Here is a 20,569-nt window from a genome sequence, read left to right as displayed (position 1 = left end):
CGGATCGCCTGGTCAGACCGTGTCGAGCACCCGGATCTCGGGCCAGGATGCCTGCCATCGCCCGGCCTTGGCCCGGTAGTTTTCCGCGGTGAAGCAGACCGACGGATTGGGCCGCACGATCAGCGCCTCGAGATCGGCAAGGCCGCGGGGCGCATAGACCTCGACCCCGCCCCGCCCGTCGGATCGCAGCCCCAGCATGCAGACCACCCCGAGAAACCGGTCGATCCCCTCGGTCGAGCTGGCAAGCGGCGGATAGGGCGTGCCGAACTTTTCCGGATACCACAGATGCACCCGCGCCTGATTGCGGATCTCGATCGGAGCCGCGATCCCGGCAAAGCTGCGCTCGGCGCGCCGGATCGCGCGATCCTCGGCCTCCCACGTGAGGTCGGTGTCGTCGAAATAGAAGAGGTCGTAATCCTTGATGCCATGCGCTGGCGGGCGCCCGGTGAGGTGGTTCCAGACCGTCTGGAACAGGCTGCCGGACACCAACCAGGCGTCGGCGAGGCCCGCGTCCGGCATCCGCCGCAGGATCTCGCGGTTCACCGGGTTGGTCTGCACGATCGAGACCAGCGTGTCATGATCCAAGCCGCCCTCCTCCCCGTCCGGGGGCGCCTTCCCGGCGCCATCCTGTCCGCCGCAGCGGTCTAGGACACGCGGCACGGACATGCAACTCCGGCGCGACCGCAGGCTGGCCCCGCCGGGCAGTGCACCCCGGCCAGTGACTTCGACCAGTGCACCCCGACCACACCCCGCAGCGCGCCCCCCTTTCCCTCTCGCATCCCCGCCACCGCGCCGCTAGGCTTCGCCCGTGCGTAGAAAAAACCGGAATGATCGAGGCCCGAGCAGATGAAGAAAGTGGTTTGGCTGGTCGCCTTCGCATGCGCGATGGTGATGGGGGGGATTGCCGAGGCGCAGCAGGGCGTCTGGCTGCAGATCGAGGCCCGCCCCAACCTCAGGCAGGCGCAGGAACGCGCCCGGGCCTATTCCGGCGCCTTCGCCGATGTCGAGGGTTTCGCGCTGACTTCGGGCTGGTATGCCATCGTGCTTGGGCCCTACCCGGCCGCCGAGGCCCGCGCCAAGCTGTCCGAACTGCGCCGCGACCGGCTGATCCCGCCCGATTCCTTCGTCGCCGACGGGTCGAAATTCCGCCGCCAGTACTGGCCGATCGGTGCCACCGCCACGCCCCCCAATTCCGCCTCAGACACCGCCATGGGCGGCACGGCCCTGGGCGGCATGGCCAACGCGCCGACAAACAGTGGAACGGCAGGCAGCGAGACGGCAGAGACCGGGACGGGCACGGGTTCCCTCGTCGCCAGCGCGCCCTCACCCGAACCGAGCGCGCCCGACTTGCCCCCCCCCGGCACGGACACCCAGACCGCCCCCCCCGCCGCGCCGGTGGAAGAAACGCCGGCCGAGGCGCGCCGCTCGGAGGCGCTGCTGACCCGGGACCAGCGCGAGACGCTGCAACAGGCGCTGAAATGGTACGGCTACTATACCGGCGCGATCGATGGTGCCTTCGGGCCCGGCACCCGCGGGTCGATGGCGAATTGGCAGCAGGCGCAGGGCGACACCCCGACCGGCGTGCTGACCACCGCCCAGCGTGACGCGCTGATGGCCGGCTACGACAAGGCGCAGGCCGCGCTCGGCCTCAAGACCGTGACCGACGAGGACGCGGGCATCCGGATCACGCTGCCCACCGCGATGGTCGGCGATCCGCGCTACGACCCGCCCTTCGCGCATTACGACGCCACCAACGGCAGCGGCGTGCAGGTGCTGCTGATCTCCGAGCCGGGCGACGCCGCGGCGCTCGGCGGTCTCTACCACCTGCTGCAGACGCTGCAGATCGTGCCGATGCAGGGCCAGCGGTCGCTTCAGGACGACAGCTTCTCCATCGAGGGGCGCAACGACCGGATCTCGTCCTACAGCCAGGCAAGCCTGAAGGAGGGCCTGATCAAGGGCTTCATCCTGGTCTGGCCGACGCCGGACACCGACCGCATGTCCCGGGTCCTGGCCGCGATGAAGTCCAGTTTCCGCCCGGTCGGCAAGGCGGCACTCGACGGCACCATGGTGCCGACCCCGGCCGACCAGCGCCGCGACCTGATGGCGGGGCTCGAACTGCGCAAGCCCGCCGCCGCCCGCACCGGCTTCTTCGTCGACGACAAGGGGACCGTGGTGACCACCGACGCGGTCCTCAAGAGCTGCGCCCGGATCACCGTCGGGGCCGATCACAAGGCGCGCCTCGCGCATGAGGACAAGGCCCTGGGCATCGCCCTCCTGACCCCCGAGACGACCCTCGCGCCACTTGCCGTCGCCCGGTTCGAGGGCACGGCGCCCGGCGTCGGCGACCCGGCCGCTGTCGCGGGCTTTTCCTACGGCGGCGTGCTCAGCGCGCCGGTGATGACCTATGGCACGCTCGAGTCGCTCAAGGGACTTCAGGGCGAGGACGATCAGCGCCGCCTCGCGATCCGCACCCTCGCCGGCGACGCAGGCGGACCAGTCTTCGACCAGAACGGCGCGGTGATGGGCATGCTTCTGCCCCGCCCCGGCGACGACGCGCGCCAGCTGCCCGGAAACGTCCGCTTCGCCCTCGACGCAGGCAAGCTCGTGTCGGCGCTGAAAGCCGCGGGCATCACTCCCGCGGTCGGCACCGGCACCAAGTCCATGGCGCCCGAGGATCTCGCCACCCGGGGCGCCAACACCGCCGTCCTCGTGCGCTGCTGGAAATAACCCCCGGCTCAGAACGCCAACCGGCGCCGGCGCTGAACAAGAGCCCGGCGCCGGCCGACCGCCCGCCGTGCGCTGCCTCCCCCCTGACGAAGACAGACCCTCTCCACTTTCTGCTCGAAAATATCCCGGGGGGTGCAGGGGGCAGCGCCCCCGCCGGCCCGACCCGTCCATCCCAGAACAACGGCCCATCACGCGCGCGCCCATCACGCCTCCCCCATCACGCGCCCCTGTCACGCGCCCCCTGTCACGCCGCAGTCACGCCCGCTTCACCGCCGCGTCGCACCCTCCGGTCATGCTGCATCCGCAGAAGCAGCAACGGGACAGGACCTGAGGGGGGGGGTGGCGCGGCCATGCCGCTGAGTGCCGTCAACGTGACCGGGACGCGGGCCGGCGACGCCGCGACGGAGGCCGGGCTCCGCGCCCGTATCGCTGCGCTGCCGGCCGGGGCGCCGGTGGTCGTGATGATCCACGGCTTCCGTTTCTCGCCTTCGGAACCGGGGCAGAGCCCGCATGAGCATATCCTCTCCTACCGCCCCGATCCCTCGTGCTGGAAGGCGGTCTCATGGCCCCGGCACCTGGGCTTCGGCCCCGACCGGCCGGGGCTGGCGATCGCGCTGGGATGGGAAGCGCGGCGCAGCCTCTGGGGCGCCTATCTCGAGGCCGCGCGGGCCGGCGCTGCGCTGGCGCGGCTGCTCGAGCGGGTCGCGGGCACGCGCAAGGTCGGCCTGATCGCGCATTCGCTGGGCGCGCGCGTCGCCCTCCAGGCGGTTGCGCGCCTGGAACGCCCGCTGATCGACCGCGTCGTCCTGCTGTCGGCGGCCGAGTTCCGCGGCCCCGCGCGGCGGGCGCTCGCCTCCCCCGCCGGACGGCGGATCGAGGTGTTGAACGTCCGCACGCGGGCCAACGGGCCGTTCGACTTGATGCTGACCGCGGCGCTGCCTGCGGGGGGCAGGCCACTGGGCACCGGGCTGCCGGGTGCCGGGCCGCGCTGGCTCGACCTTGCTCTCGACGCCCCGGAGGCTCGCGCCGGGTTGCGGCAACTCGGCTACCGCATCGCCGAGCCCGGGCCGCGGGTTTGCCACTGGAACACCTACCTCAGGCCGGGGGCCTTCGCGCTCTACCGTGGGCTGCTGACCGGCCGGGTCGCCCTGCCCGCCCTCGCAGGTGTCCTGGCGGTCCAGGTGAGCGCGCCTTCCGCCTCGCCTGCTCCGGTCTCGCCTGCTCCGGCCCCGCCCTCCACCGCCCTCCCGGGGCCCTGGTGCGGTGGCGTCGCCGGCCCCGCCTCCGCGCTCGCCCCACCGGCACGGACTTCGCTCTGATCCCGCCTTGTCCCCGTTCCGCCCCGGTGCGCGCCCTTGCCACGGCGCACCCGTGCCCCACTTTTCCCCTGCGCCCCACGCGACGCAGGTGAAAAGGAGGATCCATGCCGGCACCGATCGACCTTTACTACTGGCCCACACCGAACGGCTGGAAAGTGGCCATCGCGCTGGAGGAGATGGGCCTTCCCTACACGCTCCACCTCGTGAACATCGGGGCGGGCGAGCAGTTCGCGCCGGAGTTCCTGAAAATCTCTCCCAACAACCGGATGCCCGCGATCGTCGACCCCGAGGGGCCGGACGGCGCGCCTGTCTCGATCTTCGAAAGCGGGGCGATCCTGCAATATCTCGCCCGCAAGACCGGCCTCTTCGGCGGCCCGACGGAGCGCGACCGGATCGCCGTCGACCAGTGGCTGATGTGGCAGATGGGCGGGGTCGGGCCGATGGCAGGCCAGGCGCATCACTTCCTGAAATACGCCCCCGCCATGGATCCGCCGAACGACCTGCCCTACGCCAAGGACCGTTACCGCAACGAGGTTGCCCGGCTCTACGGTGTGCTCGACCGCCAGCTTCAGGGCCAGACCCACGTTGCGGGCGACTTCGTCTCGATCGCGGATTTCGCGATCTGGCCCTGGGCCTCGCTCTGGGAGGGTCAGCAGCAGACGCTGGAGGACAAGCCGAACCTCGCACGGTGGCTCGACGAGATGGCGACCCGGCCGGGGGTGCAGCGCGGCCGGGCCCTCGCGGCCGAGAAGCGCGGCGACCTCGCCAAGGATCGCGACGCGCAGAAGGCGCTGTTCGGGCGCAAGTGACGGCCCCCGTTGGGGGCTCGGCGAGGGCCTCACTCGACGAGACGCGAAAGCGCCCGAGGAGGAGGCGGGAAGGGGCGGTCAGGCCTGCCCGCCGACCCCCGTGGCCAGCCAGTCCATCACCGCGGGCCGGACCGTCTGGCAGCCCGAGGCGCCCGCCTCGTCGATCACCTGGCGCAGTTCGCCCAGGTCGACGCGGCGGATCAGGTGCTTGACCGGCCCGATCGAGGCCGGGCGCATGGACAGCATCCTCAGCCCCATCGCGGCAAGGCAGATTGCCTCCACCGGCCGTCCGGCATCCTCTCCGCAGAAGCTGAGCGGCGTGCCGGTCTCGGCGCAGCGGCCGACGATCAGGTCGATGAACCGCAGGTAGGAACAGTTCAGCGCGTCGTAGCGCCGGCGCACCCGCTCGTTCTCGCGGTCCGCCGCGAAGAAGAACTGCTTCAGGTCGTTGCCGCCGATCGACACGAAATCGGCCAGCTCGAAGAATTGCTGCGGCGCGAAGGCGAGGCTGGGGGTTTCCAGCATCGCCCCGATCTCGACCTTCTCCGGCAAAACGTGGCCCATCTGCCGCTCACGCTCCACCTGCGCGAGGAACAATTCGCGCGCCTCGACGAATTCCTCGAACTGCGCAACGAAGGGGAACATCACGGTGAGCGGCCGACCGTTCGCCGCGCGGATCAGCGCCTGCGCCTGCATCTTCATCACGCCCGGCTTGTCGAGGCCCACCCGCAGCGCGCGCCAGCCCATCGCCGGGTTTGGCTCTTCCGTGGCCTTCATGTAGGGCAGGACCTTGTCGGACCCGATGTCGAGGGTGCGGAACACCACGCGCTTGCCCTGGGCCGCATCCATCACCCGGCCGTAGATCGCCGCCAGCTCCGACCGCTTCGGCACGTTCGAGCGGATCAGGAACTGCAGCTCGGTTCGGAAGAGGCCCACACCCTCGGCGCCCGACCCAGCCAGCGACGGCAGATCCGCCATCAGACCCGCGTTCATGTGCAGCTTGATCTCGGTCCCCGCGCGGTCGACCGCGGGCTGGTCGCGCAGCCCGGCATAGCGTTCCTGTGCCTTCGCCTGCATCGCGATCTTGTCGCGGAAGGCCGAGGCAACGGTTTCCTCGGGTCTGAGGTGCACCACCCCCTGGTCGCCGTCGACCAGGATCGGGTCGCCGTTCAGCGCCTCGGACGTGATCCGGCCGGCGTGGATCACCAGCGGAATCGCCAGCGACCGCGCCACCACCGCGGCATGGCTGCCGACGGCCCCTTCCTCCAGCACCACGCCCTTGAGCTTGCGGCCGTAATCCAGAAGCTCGCCGGGGCCGATGTTGCGCGCGACAAGCACCGGGTCCTCGGGCATCTCGGCCCCGGTCTCGCGGCCCTGGCCGGTGAGGATGCGCAGCAGGCGGTTCGACAGGTCGTCAAGGTCGTGCAGCCGCTCGCGCAGGTAGGGGTCGGGCACCTGGCCCAGCCGCGCGCGGGTCAGCGATTGTTCCTTTTCCACCGCCGCCTCGGCGGACAGACCCCGGCCGATATCCTCTTCCATCCGCTTCATCCAGCCACGGGAATTGGCGAACATGCGGTAGGCTTCCAGAACCTTGGTCTGTTCCATGTCGCCGGTGGAATGCGACAGCAGGTCATCGACCGACAGGCGCAATTCGCCCACCGCCTCCTGCAGGCGTTCCAGTTCCGCCTTGGGGTCGTCGGCGACCGGGTTGGTGACCACGACCCGGGGCTCGTGCAGCCAGACATGGCCCTCGGCCGCGCCCTCCTGCCCCGTCCCGCCGCGGAACATCACCGCGTGCTTGTGCGGCGCGGCCATCGCCTCGCCCTCGCCGATGAAGGCGCCGAGCTCGGCCATCTCGGCCAGGACCATCGCGACCACCTCGAGCGCGTAGACCTCATCCTCGGAATATTCGCCTGCCTCGCGCGACTGCACGACCAGAACGCCCATGCGTTCGCCCACCCGCTGGATCGGCACGCCAAGGAAGCTGGAATAGATCTCCTCGCCGGTCTCGGGCATGTAGCGGAAACCGCGCACCGACGGGGCGTCGCCGGTGTTGATCGGCCGCGCCTCGCGCGCGACCCGACCGACGAGGCCCTCACCCAGCCGCAGGCGCGTCTGGTGCACGGATTCGGCCTTCAGCCCCTCGGTCGCGCAAAGTTCCAGCGTCTCGTCGTCGCGAAACAGGTAGATCGAACAGACCTCGCAGCCCATTGAATCGGCGATCAGATGGGTGATGCGGTCAAGCCGCTCCTGCCCTGCGCCGCGCTCGGCCAAGGTATCCCGCAGGCGCCTGAGCAGGCGGCGGCTGTCTGTCTCGGTCCGCTCTGACATCCCCCTCGCCCCGGTCGTTCGCGGAGGGGCGGCCTTGCCTCAGCCCGCCTTCTCCAGTTCGAAGGCATCATGCAGTGCCTGAACCGCGAGTTCCATGTATTTCCGGTCGATCAGCACGGAAATCTTGATCTCTGAAGTTGTGATGACCTTGATATTGATCCCGTCAGCGGCGAGCGCCTGGAACATGCGCGCGGCAACGCCGGCGTGGCTGCGCATGCCGATGCCGACGACCGAGACCTTGGCCACGTCCGTGTCCTCGACAAGGTCGTCATAGGCGATCGCGCCGGAGGCCCGGGCCTCCTCCATCGCCTTGCGGGCGCGGGCGACCTGGTTCACCGGGCAGGAGAAGGTCATGTCCGTCACGGCGCCGGTGTGGCCCTCGTAGTCGCGCTCGGAGATGTTCTGCACGATCATGTCGACGTTCACCCCGGCCTCGGCCAGCGGGCCGAAGATCGCGGCGGCGATGCCGGGGCGGTCCTCGACGGTGACAAGGGTCATCTTCGCCTCGTCGCGGGAATAGGCGACGCCAGAAACGACTTTCGATTCCATGATATCCTCCTCGTCGCAGACGATGGTGCCGGAGTTTTCGTCGGTATCCTCGAAGCTGGAGAGCACCCGCAGCTTCACCTTGTAACGCATCGCAAGCTCGACCGACCGGGTCTGCAGCACCTTGGCACCGAGCGAGGCAAGTTCCAGCATCTCCTCGAAGGCAATGCGGTCAAGCTTGCGCGCCTTGGCGCTGATCCTCGGGTCGGTGGTATAAACGCCGTCAACGTCGGTGTAGATGTCGCAACGCTCGGCCTCGAAGGCGGCGGCGAAGGCCACGGCCGTGGTGTCCGATCCGCCGCGGCCCAGCGTGGTGATCCGGCCCTCGGGCGAAAGCCCCTGGAAGCCCGCCACCACGGCAACCTTCATTCCTTCGGCGAACTTCTGGTCGATGTTGGCGCGGGGGATGTCGACGAACCGCGCAGCGGCATGGGCCGAGGTGGTGTTGATCGGCACCTGCCAGCCCTGCCAGCTGCGCGCGGGCACGTCCATTTCCTGAAGCGTCAACGCCATCAGGCCAGCGGTCACGTTCTCGCCCGAACTGACGACGGCGTCGTATTCGCGCGCGTCGTAAAGCGGCGAGGTTTCCTCGACCCAGCCGACGAGCTCATTGGTCTTGCCGGACATGGCGGAGACGATGACGATGACGTCGTAGCCGCGCTCTACCTCGCGCCGGACCTTCGCGGCCGCGTTCTTGATGCGGTCGAGGTCGGCCACGGAGGTGCCGCCGAATTTCATCACCAGAAGCGGCATTTGCACCCCCCTGAAGGGACCCGGAAGCGGGTCACGGAACGGGGGCGGTGATAGTGAACGGGGCGAGGGGGCGCAAGGGGAGAATGCGGGACCGGGCCTTCCTGCCGAAGGCCCGCGGCATGGCCCGTGGGTGTGGCCCGTCGGTGTGGGATGGCGGTCGGGGATGACGGGACGCTGCCCCCCCCTGCCCGACTGCCCCGCCGGCACAGCCGCCCCGCTCTAAGATCAGGCCTCGAAACGGCGGCAATCCGGCTGGCGGCCTCGTCAGGGCTGAGGGTGGCGGTGTCGAGGCGGAGGTCAGCCCCGGGCCAGGGGCGGTAGTCGCGGGCAAGGACATCGGTCCAGGCGGGAAGCGTATGGCCGGGGATGTCGGGGCGGCGGCTCTCGACCCGATGACGGTGCTGTGCCGGGTCGGAACAAAGGATTTCGACCTCGAGACAGCGGGCACCGGCCCGCGCGGCGGCGTCGCGAAACATCGCCCGCGTCTCGGACCAGGGGTTGACGCAATCGGTGATCGCATTCTGGCCAATGCGTAGCGTATCGGTGGCAAGGCGGGCGGCGACGAGATAACCGGTCCCCGCGACGTCGACCCCCGGCCGGTCGTCGCGCAGCGCCTGCTCGATCGTGTCGACCCGGATCCAGTGCGCGGCGGTCCTTTGGGCAAGCATCCGCGCCACGGTGGACTTGCCCACCCCCGGCAGCCCGCCCAGTGAAACCAGCGTGATCACGGGAAAAGCGGGGGTCCGCCCTCTGCCCCGCCGGCCGGCATGTCAGTTCGTCTTGCGGGGGCCGGCGAAGGGCAGCGGCGAAACCGGCACGCCCTCCTCGATCAGGTCGCGCACCTCGTCCGGACGGGCCTCGCCGTGGATGATGCGGTCGGGCGCCTCCCCACCATGAATCGCGCGGGCCTCGCTGGCGAACCGGTCGCCGACATATTCGGAATTTTCCTCGACATGACGGCGGAGCGCCTTGAGCGCGGCCTCCATCGGGTGCGCCGGCGCGGAAAGCGGTCGGGCGCCGCCTTCGGGCGGGACGGCGGCGGCGGGTTCTGCGGTGGCCTTGCGACCCGGACGCACAGAGGGCGCCATCAGCGATTTCTCGACCTCGGTAGAGCCGCATTCCGGGCAACTCACCATCCCCACGCGCACCAGCCCGTCGAACGCCTCGGCCGAGGCGAACCAGCTTTCGAAGCCGTGGTCTTGCGTGCATCTGAGGGCGTAACGGATCATCCGGCACCTGCGAAAGGACAGGAAAGATGTAACGATCGCCGGGCGGAAATCAACCGGACTTGCGGCCGCGGCTACCCTTGTTGTCAGGCGACGCCACCGTGCGCGCCACGTTGAGAAGCAGGGCCCCCAGTTCCGGCTCATCCACCTTGCTGGCGGCCTTCTTGGGCGAGAACCACTTGCGCCGACGTTCCTGCGCCTCGGGGAACTTGCCCGCAAGCTTGCGCACCTCGATCGGGTAGACCGCCACCACGCAGGGCACACCGGTGGACCGGTCCGGCCCCAACACCTTGGTGTAGGAATAGAGACCGGCGCAGGCGTCGCGCACCTTGCCGTCGACCCCGGCCTCCTCATATGCCTCCTGCCGCGCGGTCTCGGACGGGCCGAGGCCGGCCATCGGCCAGCCCTTGGGGATCACCCAGCGCCCGGTGTCGCGGCTGGTGACAAGAAGCACCTCGACCCCGTCGCCCGCACGCCGCCAGCACAACGCCCCGTATTGTGTACAGGCGTCGCCGCCGTCCTTTGCCTCGGCAATGGCGGCGGATTTGGGCAGCACCGCCGGAGGCGCGGTTATTTTCGTTTTCTCTTCGGTTTTCATTAGGTCTTGCGCGCCGATGTTCGCTTCGGGTCGTGTATATAATCTGCTCGATCGGTGTAAACATAACGTTTCGTTGATGCTTTCTCAACGCCCTATCCTTTCGGAACGCGCATCCGACGGGCAGTGTGTCCCTTGTTTGCAAGGGAATTAAGCGAAGGAGAGATCCCTATGCCGAGGCGGAGACACCACGGGGGCGGAACGGCCGGTGCCGGCCGGCGGGTGTTCGTTGCGCTCGACCCGCCGGAAGACATCCGCGAAGCGCTCGACCGGCTGGCCTTGATGTTGCCGCTGCCGCGCCGGGTGGCCCGCGAAAACCTGCATCTGACATTGGCATTCCTCGGGCCGCAGCCCGATCCCGCCCTCGAGGAACTGGACCGGGAGTTGCAGGATCTTCACGCGCCGCCGTTCGAGATCGCGTTGCAGGGTCTGGGGCTGTTCGGCGGGACACGGCCGCGGGCGGCCTGGGCGGGTGTGGTGCCCTGCCCGGCGCTCGACACCCTGCAGGCGCAGGTGGCGGCCGCGGCGCGGCGGGCGGGAACGATGCCCGAGGCACGCCGCTTCGTGCCCCACGTCACACTGGGGCGCTTTCCGCCCCGGGCCGTGCTGGCGCCGGGGCTGGAACAGGCGCTGGTGACGCTGGGCGATTTCCGCGCCGGACCCTGGCCGGTCGGCGACCTCACCCTGTTCGAGTCGCTCCTGCACCCCGAAGGCGCGCGCTACACCCCGCTGGCCCGCTACCCCCTGCACGCCTGAACGGACGTTCGACTGCGGAAGATCGGCCAGGAGGAAGTCAGGCGCCAGAAGATCGGTTGGTGGAAGATCAGGCGGCGGGGGTGATCCCGCGCAGCACCTCGGCAAAGACCGCTGTGTCGACGTTGCCGCCGGACAGAACCACGCCGACCTTGCGCCCCTGCATCCGGTCCCGCTCCTGCATCAGGGCGGCAAGGGCGGCGGCCCCTGCCCCCTCCGCCACCGCGTGGATATCGGCGAAATAGACCCGCATCGCCTCGGCCACCTCGTCGTCGGTGACGGTGACGATGCGCTCGGCGCCCCGGCCATAGATCTCCAGCGCCTCTTCCACCGGCACCCGTACCGCGATGCCGTCGGCGAAGGTGCGGGCGCTCTCGGTCGCGATCGGGCGCCCCGCCTCGACCGACAGTCGCGCGGTCTGCGCCCCGATACTGACCACCCCGACGATCCGCGTCTTCAGCCCCAGCGCGTCGCGCACGGCGATCGCGCCGCAGATCCCCGAGCCGCAGCCGATCGACACGTAAAGCGTCTCGAGATCGGGCTGTGCCGAGAACATCTCCCATGCGCCGGTCGCGACACCGCGGACAAGCTCGCGATGGAACGGGGGCACGGGGAACAAACCTTCGGCCGCGGCGACGCGCATCGCCTCTTCCCGCGCGGTGTCGAAATCGGCGCCGAATTCGTGCAGATCCGCCCCGAAGGCCCGCATCGCCGCGTTCTTCTCGGTCGAATTGCCCTGCGGAACGTAGATCCGCGCGCTCAACCCGGCGCTGGTGGCGGCCCAGGCCTGGCCCTGGCCATGGTTGCCCCGGGTCGCGGTCACGATCCCCGGCGCCTGCGGATGGGCACGCCGCAACCAGTCGATGAAGGTGAAGGCCCCACGCAGCTTGAACGCCCCGGTCGGGGTGTGATTCTCATGCTTGACGTAGACCTCGGCCCCAAGCCGCGCGCGCAGGCGGGGCCAGGCGTAAAGCGGTGTCGGCGGCATCCGGGCATGCACGAAGGCGGCAGCGTCCGCCAGCTCCTCCCGGGAAAAATAGGGCCTGGTTTTCGGGGGCTGGGTCATCGCGCGCTCCTCTGCCACCCGCCATTCGTGCAAAGCGCAAACGCCCGCGTCAAGGGATCCCGCCCCCCCCCTCGGGGCCCGCCGCCTCGGCCGTCAGCCCCCGGGCCGGACGACACGGGGCGCCGCCCCGTCCTTCACCGCAGCCGCTCGCCCCGACCGCCGTGTCGTGCAGTCGAGCGCTACCGGGGCCGGCCGGACATTGATCCGGCTGGCGGCCCGCTCCGCTGCGCCCGCGTCGCCATCGCCCAGATACCGGGCACGCAATTCGCCCGCCCGCGGGGTGTAACGCCAGCACTGCGGCCCCGCGCTGTCCGCCGTGCCCCCCTCGTAGACGAAGCAGATCCTGTGCCCCCTGGCCGCGAACCAGTGCCCCGTGCGGCAGGGTTGCCCGTCGAAGGCCCAGACCACCGCCTGGCCCGGAAGGTAACGCTCGGCACCGTAGCGGATACCGTCGACCTCGTAGCTCAGGGTCTTGCCCCGCGTATAGGCGTCGAAGGCGGCCCCGTTGAGCGCCCCTCCCCCCGCCCTGGCATCGGCGGGAAGCGAAAGCGCGGCGAGCAGCGCCGCCGCGAACGTACCGGCAGCGGGACCGGCACCCGCCCCGCCAGGGGCGGCCGGTGCAAAGGGGACACGGCGCATGAGACTCCTCCTCCAGTCGAATGGGCGTGACCAAGGCCGTCAGCGTTACAGGTTCCCCTTCGCCGGACTACCCCCGCCGGGTGGCCTTATTGTCGCAGGGACGCGCCTGCGCCCGGCATTCACGCCTTGCCGCGATACCCGAACGGGCCCCCTCATTCCCCGACCTGAAGCCGGTTGTGAAAAAGTCTCCGCTTCCCTCTTGCGGCTCGCCCGCCCCTTGGATAATAACCGCCCCACGTTGGGGCGTAGCCAAGCGGTAAGGCAGCGGTTTTTGGTACCGTGTACCGTAGGTTCGAATCCTACCGCCCCAGCCAATGCACCAGAAAAAATCCATACTTCCCAATGGGATAGCCGACGATCAATCGGCCACCCTCCCGTCTGCACATCGCGGTGCTTCACATTGCGCTTCACATCGGCGCGGCGGAGCAGGACGTAGATGGGGGCTTCACCTCGTCCGCAGAAACGGAATCTTCCACTTTCGCCGGCGCTGGCCGGAGACCCTGAGACATCTCGGCGCCCCGGAATTTTTGTCGGTCTCGCTTCGGACAAATTTCCTATCCATCGCAACTGAGCGCGCCTGCGGCCTGCGGGCCGCGCTCTCGATCGGAGAACGGGAATTGATTGCCGAGCTTGAGACCAAACAGCTCTCCCCGGGCCAGGTGAGTGCTTTCCTGCGCGAGATGGTCCGCAGGGCCGTCGTCGGCATGCTGGGAGCTCAAGACGCACCGTAGCACCCGAACTGCCCGAGATGAGACTGGCGACACTCGAGACGCAGCAGGCAGAGCTCAGGGATGCCCTCCGTCAGAGAAACTGGGCGCCCACGAAGGCCATCGCACCCCACGCGGCCCTCGAATTCGGCCTCACTGAAGACGACCTTGGAGGCGCAGGTCTCGCGCGCCAGATTCTCACGACCAAGCTCCGATTGCTCGAACTCGAATCCCGCTTGGAAGAGACTTTCGACGACCCCCTGCATCTCGGGAAAACACTCCTCGAAACCCATGGCCTGACTGCAAGCCGAGAAAATTCTACTTCCGCATCCCCCTAAGATCGGGGAGGATTACCCGCCGGATGCGGCGTAGCTTCCATTCCGCCCTTGATGTCTGTCTGAGCTGTTGCGAAGCTGCCCTGACTGAACTCAACCCTGAAGAGAATCCAGGCGAGAGCCGGCCCCCACGCGGTGCCCGGCATTCGCCGCACAAGGCCACGCCGAAAAGTAACCATTCAATGCGATCCATCGTGAAAACCCTTCTTGTCATGCTCGGCCTGGGCGTCTCGGGTCCGGTCTTGCCCGCCAAGGCAGCCACCAAGGATGGCCCGGGACTGGGCGCGTGCACGAAAATCAGCATGGTGATGAGTCCGATCGCGATCGAGGCCGCGGCCGGCGAGATCGCCAAGGAATATCCCGCCGCCGCCGCTGCGGCCGCAGCGGAGGCGACGCCCGAGTATTTCGCGACCCTCCACGAGCAGGCGAAGGCGGTTCTTCAGCTGGCTGCGGGGGTGACCGCCCCGGACCCCAAGCGCGACATGCGGATCGCGGGCAATGAGCTGGAGCTGATGGCCAGCCGCCACGAGGTGACCTTCACGCCGCGGCTGATGCAGGCGATGACCGACTACAGCGCCTGGATGAAGGCGCATTGCAACGGCGCGGCCGTGCAGGGATGAGGGCGGCCGGGGCCATCGCACTGCTGGCGCTTCTTGCCGCCGCCTCGGTGGGGGCGCACGGTGTCTATCCTACCCTGCCCGCCACGCTCGCAGGCCCCGGGGCCGCCGTGCCGCAGGGCTGGCGGCAGGAGATCGCGGCGCGGGGCGATCTGAACGGGGACAGCCGCCCCGACCTCGCCCTCGTGCTGCGCGGCGCCGATCCCAACCTGAAGGGCAAGGACGACCAGGGCCTGCCGGTCGACCGCAATCCCCGCCTGCTCGCCGTCTATTTCGCGCGGGCGGCGGGCGGCTATCGCCTCGTCTTGCAGAACCACCGGCTGATCCCGGTCGTGCCCGCGCCCGATTACGATCCGCTCACCGGGATCGCGGCAGGCGGGGTGACGATCGCCCGGGGTACTTTGCAGGTCGCGCTCGGCAGCTTCGGGACATCCATCAATTCGGCCACCTTCACCTTTCGCTGGCAGGACAAGCGCTTCGTCCTGATCGGTTATGACAGCACCTCGGCCAGCCGGACCGACAACACCGTCACCACGGACAGCTACAACTACCTGACCGCGCGCTGGAAGCACGCCGTCGAGCGGGTCGAGGACGACGCGCCAAAGGTCACCTGGCACGACCTGCCACGCCGGCGGCCCGAGGCGCTGGCGGAGATCGGTGACGGCTTGGAATTCGACCCGCTGGCACCGCCGCCGATCCCCAAGGCGGACTGGACCTGGGCCGATGCGGACATTTCGGGGCTGGGCGACGATCCCGGCCTGCGCGCGACCCAGAAGATCTGCGCCCGGCTGCACGACCTGCATCCGCCCGCCAGCGACATCCCCGGCAGCGGCGGCGGGGCCCCCGAAGGCCGCTGTGACTCCACGGCGCTCTATTACGGCATTCGCGAACCGGCCGATCCGACCCGCGCCCGCGCCTGTGCCTTCTACGAGATCGACCGCCCCGATCTGGGCGACGATCCCTTCGCCGGGATCGGCATGTTAATGACGATCTACGCCAACGGCCGCGGCGCGAAACGCGATCTCGACCTCGCCACCGCGCTCGCCTGCCGCATCTACGGCGCGCCCGCGGAACTCGAGGGACGGATCGAGCATCTTCAGGCGATGAAGGCCGATCCGGCCGAGGCCAAGCCCTTCGACTATTGCGACGATATCACCAGCGGCTTTGCCGGGGCGCAATGCGCAGGGCGCGCCGCCGATATCGCCGACGCGAAGCGCGACGCGCGGATCGCGGCGATCACCGCGTCCTGGACCAAGGCTGAGCGGGCGGGGTTCGCGCCGCTGCGCCGCGCGGCGGAGGCCTATGCCGAGGCCAGTTCCGACAACGAGGTCGACATGAGCGGCACCGCCCGCGGCATGTTCGCGATCCAGCGCCGCGAGGCGGTGCTCGACGCCTTCGCGGCGACTCTGACGCGGGTCGCGGCAGGCAAGCTCCCACAGGCGGGCAAAGCCGACGCCCGCGCCGCCGACGCCGCGCTGAACGCGCTCTATCGCAAGATCATGGCGATCAGCCTCGCCCCGGGCGAGGTGTCGGGATACCAGAGCGCCGACAGCCTGCCCTCGACCACAGTCACCCATGCCGGCATCCACACGGCCGAGCGCGCCTGGCTCGCCTACCGCGACGCCTGGCGCAGCTTTGCGCGCCACCAGTTTCCCGCGATCGCACCGACCCGGCTCCTCGCCTGGCTGACGAAGGAGAGGATCGCGGATCTGAAACCCTTCGCCGACACCGAGTAACCACCCCGGTAGGGGCCCATCCCCCACCAGGTGTCAGCGCACTTCACTCAAGCAGCTCTGCTTCGCTCTGAGGCCGCTCCAGCAGCGAATAGAACACGGCCATGAGCACGACGAGGCCACCGAACAGTGTCCGGGGCGGCGGTGTCTCGGCAAGGATGAGAAAGGCGAGCAACGGCGCGAAGGGCAGCTCCAACGTGGACAGCAGGGCGGTCTCCACCCCGGGGAGCCGGCGCGCGCCGAGCGAGAGCGTGACCGACGCAACGGCGAAGACCAACCCGAAAAGGGACAAGATAATCAGTTCACCGCCCGAGACGTTTCCGATCTGTCCAAAGGTGGCCGCCAAGGGCAGAAGCAGCACAGATGAGAGCGCGGCGGGCAGACCGGCCGGCGTCTCGGGCCAGCGGCGATAGATCAGCATCAGGATCGCCATCGCCAGAGTCATGCCGAAAGCCAGGAGGTCACCTCGCAAGGCGTTGGGACGAAGAGCCAGATGCCCTGTATCGGAGACCGCCATCAGCACGCCGGCCAGCGCCACAAGGCTTGCAAACAAAACACGCGGCGAGGGGCGCTCCCTGAGCCACAACCACCCGAGCGCTGCGGTCACGAAGGGGCAGGTTCCGTAGATCATCGTGACGCTCGCCACATCCGTTAGCTTGAAGGACGGGATGAAGGCCGCCGTCCCGCTGGCGCCGATGACCGCCGCGGCCAAGGCGCTCCAGCCGAACCGGGGCCATTCCGCGCGCAACCGCCCCGTCAGGCCGAGGTAGGCAAGGGTAAAGCTGGCAGCCGTGATCCCGCGCCAGAAAACGATATCCCAGGGGCCGGCACTAACACCTTGCGTAAAGATGCCGGCAGAGCTGAAGGTCAGCGCCGAGCAGATCACGAGGGTACGCCCCTTTGCGCGGTCGGAGAGCGTCATGAAGATCGGATCCTTTGCATCGGTGGAGTTCCGGCGCAAATTACGGCATCACTCCTGACATCTTTTTGTCAGGAGTGATCGAGCCGGAGGCGGAAAGACGGCATGGCGCGGACCTCGAGACTGTTCGAAATCATCCAGATCCTGCGCGGCGCGACGGCCCCTGTCGTCGCGGCCGACCTTGCCGGTGCGCTCGAGGTTTCCGAACGCACGATTTACCGCGACATCGCTGCGCTTCAGGCGATGCGGACGCCGATCGAGGGGGCGCCCGGTGTCGGCTATGTCATGCGTCGCGGCTATGACCTGCCGCCGGTGAACTTCGACGAGGACGAGGCGGAGGCCGTCCTCATCGGCCTGAGCCTGATCGCGCGGACGGGCGACGAAGGCCTGTGGCAAGCCGGGCTTCGAGCTGCGCGCAAGCTCAGCGACGCGACGCAGACCGCCGAGCATCTGATCGCCTCGAGCTGGGGCACGGTTCCGTCCCGCGCGGTCGACCCCGGCAGCTTGCGCCAGGCAATCCGCCGCGAGCGCAAGGTGACCCTGCATTACAGCGATGCCGAGGGCCGCCAGACCGAGCGCAAGGTCTGGCCCCTGGTCCTGATCTACTATGCCGACAACACCGTCCTCGTCGCCCATTGCGAGCTGCGCCAGGACTTCCGGAGTTTCCGGCTCGACCGAATGCTCGCCGCACGGTGTGAGGAAGAAGGGTTCCCCGGACAAGGCGCGCCGTTGCGTGCACTCTGGGAAGAGCAATACCGCGCAGGCGCAGTTGATACACGTTGAATGGTTCACCGTGGCAGCGCGGCATCCTCGCGCGCACCAGGCAGAACGGGCATGGCTTGAACGTCTGCAACGGGCATATTCTGCCGAAATACTCCGGTCGTCGTTCGCGGCGGAGCGAAGCGCGGAACATTGTTCCTCGGTGATGCGTGGAAAGTCGGATTGACGACCGAAATTCCGCGTGGCAGGGAAAGTTTCCCGGCTAGTCGCCCGTCACAACCCATCAACCGAGTTTTCAACAGAATGGGCTCGGAGCAGACCTACGGTGGTGCGGCGTACTCGGTTCCCAAGTGAGTTGCGCTCAGCAAGGACGGCCCAAACCGGCCATTGATCGCCTCCCTCTGATGCTGCACCGCGGCCCGCCGAAGGCGACAGCCGTCGATTCTGCCGTGTAGGCGGCTCTCAGATCGCGGGTGGTGGCAGAACAGAAATTCGAACAGCCTCGCAGAAGGATTGCAAAAGGTTTGCATCGGCGACCAACTGGCTACGCAGCCGTCGTGAAAGCTCAAGCTGCACACCCTCGCCGGAGCGCGTCCGGTTGCAGATGTTTGTAACCTCCAAACCTGGAAGCCTTTCGTTAAGTTCAGCCTTGAATCCGGCGCCGCGCAGAGAGGCTCCCACAGCGTCACGTAGTTTAGTGGCGCGACCACCCAGCCAAACCGCGTCAGCCCCCTCGTTGCGCCTTCCATGGACTGCAACTGCGGTCCAACATCTACCGACAAGTGAGACGGCTTCAGGTTCGTCGAAAAGGTGGGAAGTTATGTGAAATTGGCCGTGAGGCCCATTCCTGAGTGCCTCGAAAGCGTAGAGCGAAATATCAGAGCCCGCGATTGCCTGGGCGATCTCAGAAGTGTCGGGCTCTATCCATCCGCCATGCGGCGCCAAGATCACCGTCTCTGAGCCACGATCCAAAGCCCGAATGCGATAGTCGGTATCGAGCCGCTCATTGGCAGCAAGGTCGAAGAAAGAGCGGTAGCGGTCGGCCATCATGATAGTTTCAGACATGAAGAAACGTTCGTCAAGCAAAGGACGACCAGATGACATCGGCCCGTTGCCAGCCTTCGTGCCAGGCGCGGCAGATGTCCGGTCCCCAACTCGAAGTTGCCGTTTGTGTTCGAAGTAGCCAATGGCCCGAGCCAGCCCTTCGCTAAAAGCGCGGCATACGGTGGCAGAAAGCAAATGCTGTGTGGGAAGAAGAATTTGCGCGCTTTGCTATTGCTCCCCCATAGCAACCGGTTACAATAAAAGCAGGGTTTGAGGCGCGGCTAGATAAGGTTCAGTAGCGGCCCTGAGGTTCACCCCAATAGAAAAATAGTTTTGAGATTTGCCAATGAATGCAGTTCCAGCTTTGCAGACCGCCCCAACCTTGGATGAGCTGGAAAGCTTATTCGTCAACAACCCAGACCTCGACGAGATCCGGGCGCATCTTTCGAAATTCAATCCGATCAAGACTATGGGGATGGCAAGAATGGAAATCCGCCATTCGGCCATTCTCGCTTGGCTTCTCACCCCCCAAGAAACGCACGGCCTTGGAGATAAATTTTTGAAAGCCTTTATTTCGGAGGCGCTACGGGGCCATCACGCGGCCATGCAGCCATCAGCCTTGAAGGTATCCCAAGCTGACATGATGGATACGGAGGTACGACGCGAGTGGAAGCATATCGACATCCTCCTGATGAGTCCAGCAAACAAATGGGTCTTCGTGATTGAGAACAAGTTCGATAGCGGACAACACACCAATCAGTTGACGCGCTATCTGGAGTTAGTCCGATTGACCTTCGACCAAGACGACTTCTCTCATATTCGAGGCATCTTTTTGTCACTATGGGACGAAGAACCTAACGACGACAGATATGCTCCTATTAACTACGGCTCAATCTGCGAGATATTGGAGCAACAAGTGGTGTCGGGGCGACACCCTCTGACTGCCGAAGTAGAAACATTTGTAAATCACTATCTGGAAGTTATAAGGGAAGCTGCCGACATGAGTGAAGAGCAGAAAGCTTTGGAACAGCTTGCCAAGCAGCTTTACCGAGATCATCGACGCGTTTTGGATTTTATCATTGAGCATGGGAAGGCAACAGACTTCTCGTTCGCCTGTGACACAGTCTTTGGAGAAGAACTGGAGTATGGAGATATAGCGGAGGTCGAAAGGAAGGGGTTCGTCTTCAATCACTCAGATGCAAGCCATATTAGCTTCCTTCCTCAAACCTGGTACGAAGCACTTGGTGAGGATGAATTTTATTGGCACGGCTGCGAAAATTGGTGGATGGGATTTCCCGTCATAATGTGGGTGCAGTTGACGGTTGATGCTGACGGCACATCAGGAAAGATTAGGCTGTTTTCCGAAGTTGGCCCCATCAGCGATCACGACTTTCGTCGTGATTTGATCAATGCTATCCAGGATACTACTGAGAAAAACGGAAGATTGCGCATCGGATTTCAAAGGGGGGCAGCTGATGAAGGCCGTAGATACTCCAAGATGTTCAAGAAAAACTCCTTTAGCTTGGATGACATCCACGACCAAGACAAGATTGCAAACACGATCAAGAAAGCCCTGAAAGATTTCAGGCCAGAGATTGACGCAATCGCTGCTGTACTGCCCAAATTCGCATCGCATGGCAAATATGAGCCGAACGAAGAATGACAAAGCCCTATCCTTCCGTTTTTACCCGGCGAATTTCGGATTCACCAAATCCAACAAGCGTGGCAGG

At 66.9% G+C, this 20,569-nt stretch carries 19 protein-coding genes and 1 tRNA gene; 10 read left to right on the top strand and 10 right to left on the bottom strand.

The window, feature by feature from the left end; translation table 11 throughout:
• Positions 1 to 12: 12 nt before the first annotated feature.
• Complete coding sequence (locus CVV76_RS00720; RefSeq protein WP_233192655.1) at positions 13 to 585, bottom strand: nucleotidyltransferase family protein; 573 nt, start codon at positions 583 to 585, stop codon at positions 13 to 15.
• A 261-nt stretch (positions 586 to 846) separates the two neighbouring features.
• Here CVV76_RS00720 and CVV76_RS00715 point away from each other — a divergent pair, with 261 nt between their 5' ends.
• The 3 genes from CVV76_RS00715 (at position 847) to CVV76_RS00705 (ending at position 4,855) form a co-directional block, all read left to right on the top strand.
• Positions 847 to 2,727 (top strand): serine protease, encoded by a 1,881-nt coding sequence (locus CVV76_RS00715; protein ID WP_102222697.1) that lies wholly within the window; start codon positions 847 to 849, stop codon positions 2,725 to 2,727.
• Positions 2,728 to 3,077: 350 nt separating this feature from the next.
• Positions 3,078 to 4,046, top strand: a complete 969-nt coding sequence (locus CVV76_RS00710; protein WP_102222696.1) for a hypothetical protein — start codon at positions 3,078 to 3,080, stop codon at positions 4,044 to 4,046.
• Between the two features lie 104 nt (positions 4,047 to 4,150).
• Positions 4,151 to 4,855 carry a glutathione S-transferase N-terminal domain-containing protein gene (locus CVV76_RS00705; protein ID WP_102222695.1) on the top strand — a complete coding sequence of 235 codons (705 nt, stop codon included), beginning with the start codon at positions 4,151 to 4,153 and terminating at the stop codon, positions 4,853 to 4,855.
• Positions 4,856 to 4,933: 78 nt separating this feature from the next.
• Here the strand turns inward: CVV76_RS00705 and ptsP are convergent, their stop codons facing one another.
• Genes ptsP through CVV76_RS00680 form a run of 5 tightly spaced genes read right to left on the bottom strand, consistent with a single transcriptional unit; the run spans position 4,934 to position 10,267 of the window.
• The gene (ptsP, locus tag CVV76_RS00700) at positions 4,934 to 7,186 is read right to left on the bottom strand and encodes a phosphoenolpyruvate--protein phosphotransferase (protein WP_102222694.1); all 2,253 of its coding nucleotides are present in this window, start codon (positions 7,184 to 7,186) and stop codon (positions 4,934 to 4,936) included.
• Positions 7,187 to 7,225: 39 nt separating this feature from the next.
• On the bottom strand, positions 7,226 to 8,485 hold the full coding sequence (locus tag CVV76_RS00695) for an aspartate kinase (RefSeq protein WP_102222693.1): 1,260 nt from the start codon (positions 8,483 to 8,485) through the stop codon (positions 7,226 to 7,228).
• Complete coding sequence (locus CVV76_RS00690) at positions 8,470 to 9,213, bottom strand: AAA family ATPase (protein ID WP_199178453.1); 744 nt, start codon at positions 9,211 to 9,213, stop codon at positions 8,470 to 8,472. Before CVV76_RS00690 ends, CVV76_RS00695 begins: the two co-directional genes overlap by 16 nt.
• A 42-nt stretch (positions 9,214 to 9,255) precedes the next feature.
• Positions 9,256 to 9,714, bottom strand: a complete 459-nt coding sequence (locus CVV76_RS00685) for a DUF1178 family protein (RefSeq protein WP_102222692.1) — start codon at positions 9,712 to 9,714, stop codon at positions 9,256 to 9,258.
• Positions 9,715 to 9,763: 49 nt separating this feature from the next.
• Complete coding sequence (locus CVV76_RS00680) at positions 9,764 to 10,267, bottom strand: NUDIX hydrolase (protein ID WP_233192654.1); 504 nt, start codon at positions 10,265 to 10,267, stop codon at positions 9,764 to 9,766.
• 210 nt (positions 10,268 to 10,477) lie between these two features.
• On the opposite strand from CVV76_RS00680, the gene thpR reads away from it, so the two are divergent.
• Positions 10,478 to 11,062 (top strand): RNA 2',3'-cyclic phosphodiesterase, encoded by a 585-nt coding sequence (gene thpR / locus CVV76_RS00675; RefSeq protein WP_102222690.1) that lies wholly within the window; start codon positions 10,478 to 10,480, stop codon positions 11,060 to 11,062.
• Positions 11,063 to 11,129: 67 nt separating this feature from the next.
• On the opposite strand, the gene CVV76_RS00670 is transcribed toward thpR, so the two are convergent.
• Positions 11,130 to 12,125 carry a threonine dehydratase gene (locus CVV76_RS00670; RefSeq protein WP_102222689.1) on the bottom strand — a complete coding sequence of 332 codons (996 nt, stop codon included), beginning with the start codon at positions 12,123 to 12,125 and terminating at the stop codon, positions 11,130 to 11,132.
• A gap of 93 nt (positions 12,126 to 12,218) precedes the next feature.
• The gene (locus CVV76_RS00665; protein ID WP_102222688.1) at positions 12,219 to 12,764 is read right to left on the bottom strand and encodes a hypothetical protein; all 546 of its coding nucleotides are present in this window, start codon (positions 12,762 to 12,764) and stop codon (positions 12,219 to 12,221) included.
• Between the two features lie 239 nt (positions 12,765 to 13,003).
• Between CVV76_RS00665 and CVV76_RS00660 the strand changes: the two genes are divergently transcribed.
• The 4 genes from CVV76_RS00660 to CVV76_RS00645 all read left to right on the top strand — a co-directional run bounded on the left by CVV76_RS00660 (position 13,004) and on the right by CVV76_RS00645 (position 16,159).
• Positions 13,004 to 13,078 (top strand) — tRNA-Gln (locus CVV76_RS00660).
• Positions 13,079 to 13,495 carry a DUF6538 domain-containing protein gene (locus CVV76_RS25660; RefSeq protein ID WP_408607866.1) on the top strand — a complete coding sequence of 139 codons (417 nt, stop codon included), beginning with the start codon at positions 13,079 to 13,081 and terminating at the stop codon, positions 13,493 to 13,495.
• A gap of 613 nt (positions 13,496 to 14,108) precedes the next feature.
• Positions 14,109 to 14,426: a hypothetical protein gene (locus CVV76_RS00650; protein ID WP_146010219.1), complete on the top strand. Its 318-nt coding sequence runs from the start codon at positions 14,109 to 14,111 to the stop codon at positions 14,424 to 14,426.
• Positions 14,423 to 16,159 (top strand): lysozyme inhibitor LprI family protein, encoded by a 1,737-nt coding sequence (locus CVV76_RS00645; protein WP_102222685.1) that lies wholly within the window; start codon positions 14,423 to 14,425, stop codon positions 16,157 to 16,159. Before CVV76_RS00650 ends, CVV76_RS00645 begins: the two co-directional genes overlap by 4 nt.
• Positions 16,160 to 16,202: 43 nt before the next feature.
• On the opposite strand, the gene CVV76_RS00640 is transcribed toward CVV76_RS00645, so the two are convergent.
• Positions 16,203 to 17,078 carry a DMT family transporter gene (locus tag CVV76_RS00640; protein WP_102222684.1) on the bottom strand — a complete coding sequence of 292 codons (876 nt, stop codon included), beginning with the start codon at positions 17,076 to 17,078 and terminating at the stop codon, positions 16,203 to 16,205.
• Between the two features lie 102 nt (positions 17,079 to 17,180).
• Between CVV76_RS00640 and CVV76_RS00635 the strand changes: the two genes are divergently transcribed.
• Positions 17,181 to 17,858, top strand: coding sequence for a helix-turn-helix transcriptional regulator (locus tag CVV76_RS00635; protein ID WP_102222683.1), 678 nt, complete (start codon positions 17,181 to 17,183; stop codon positions 17,856 to 17,858).
• Between the two features lie 399 nt (positions 17,859 to 18,257).
• Here CVV76_RS00635 and CVV76_RS00630 read toward each other — a convergent pair whose 3' ends face one another.
• Positions 18,258 to 18,842, bottom strand: coding sequence for a poly-gamma-glutamate hydrolase family protein (locus CVV76_RS00630; RefSeq protein WP_102222924.1), 585 nt, complete (start codon positions 18,840 to 18,842; stop codon positions 18,258 to 18,260).
• Positions 18,843 to 19,185: 343 nt separating this feature from the next.
• Between CVV76_RS00630 and CVV76_RS00625 the strand changes: the two genes are divergently transcribed.
• Positions 19,186 to 20,502 (top strand): PDDEXK-like family protein, encoded by a 1,317-nt coding sequence (locus CVV76_RS00625; protein WP_102222682.1) that lies wholly within the window; start codon positions 19,186 to 19,188, stop codon positions 20,500 to 20,502.
• Positions 20,503 to 20,569: the final 67 nt, after the last annotated feature.

The organism is Acidimangrovimonas sediminis, from assembly GCF_002871005.1.
GTDB classification, from domain to species: Bacteria; Pseudomonadota; Alphaproteobacteria; order Rhodobacterales; family Rhodobacteraceae; genus Acidimangrovimonas; species Acidimangrovimonas sediminis.
This window is presented reverse-complemented; position numbering and strand designations above follow the sequence as displayed.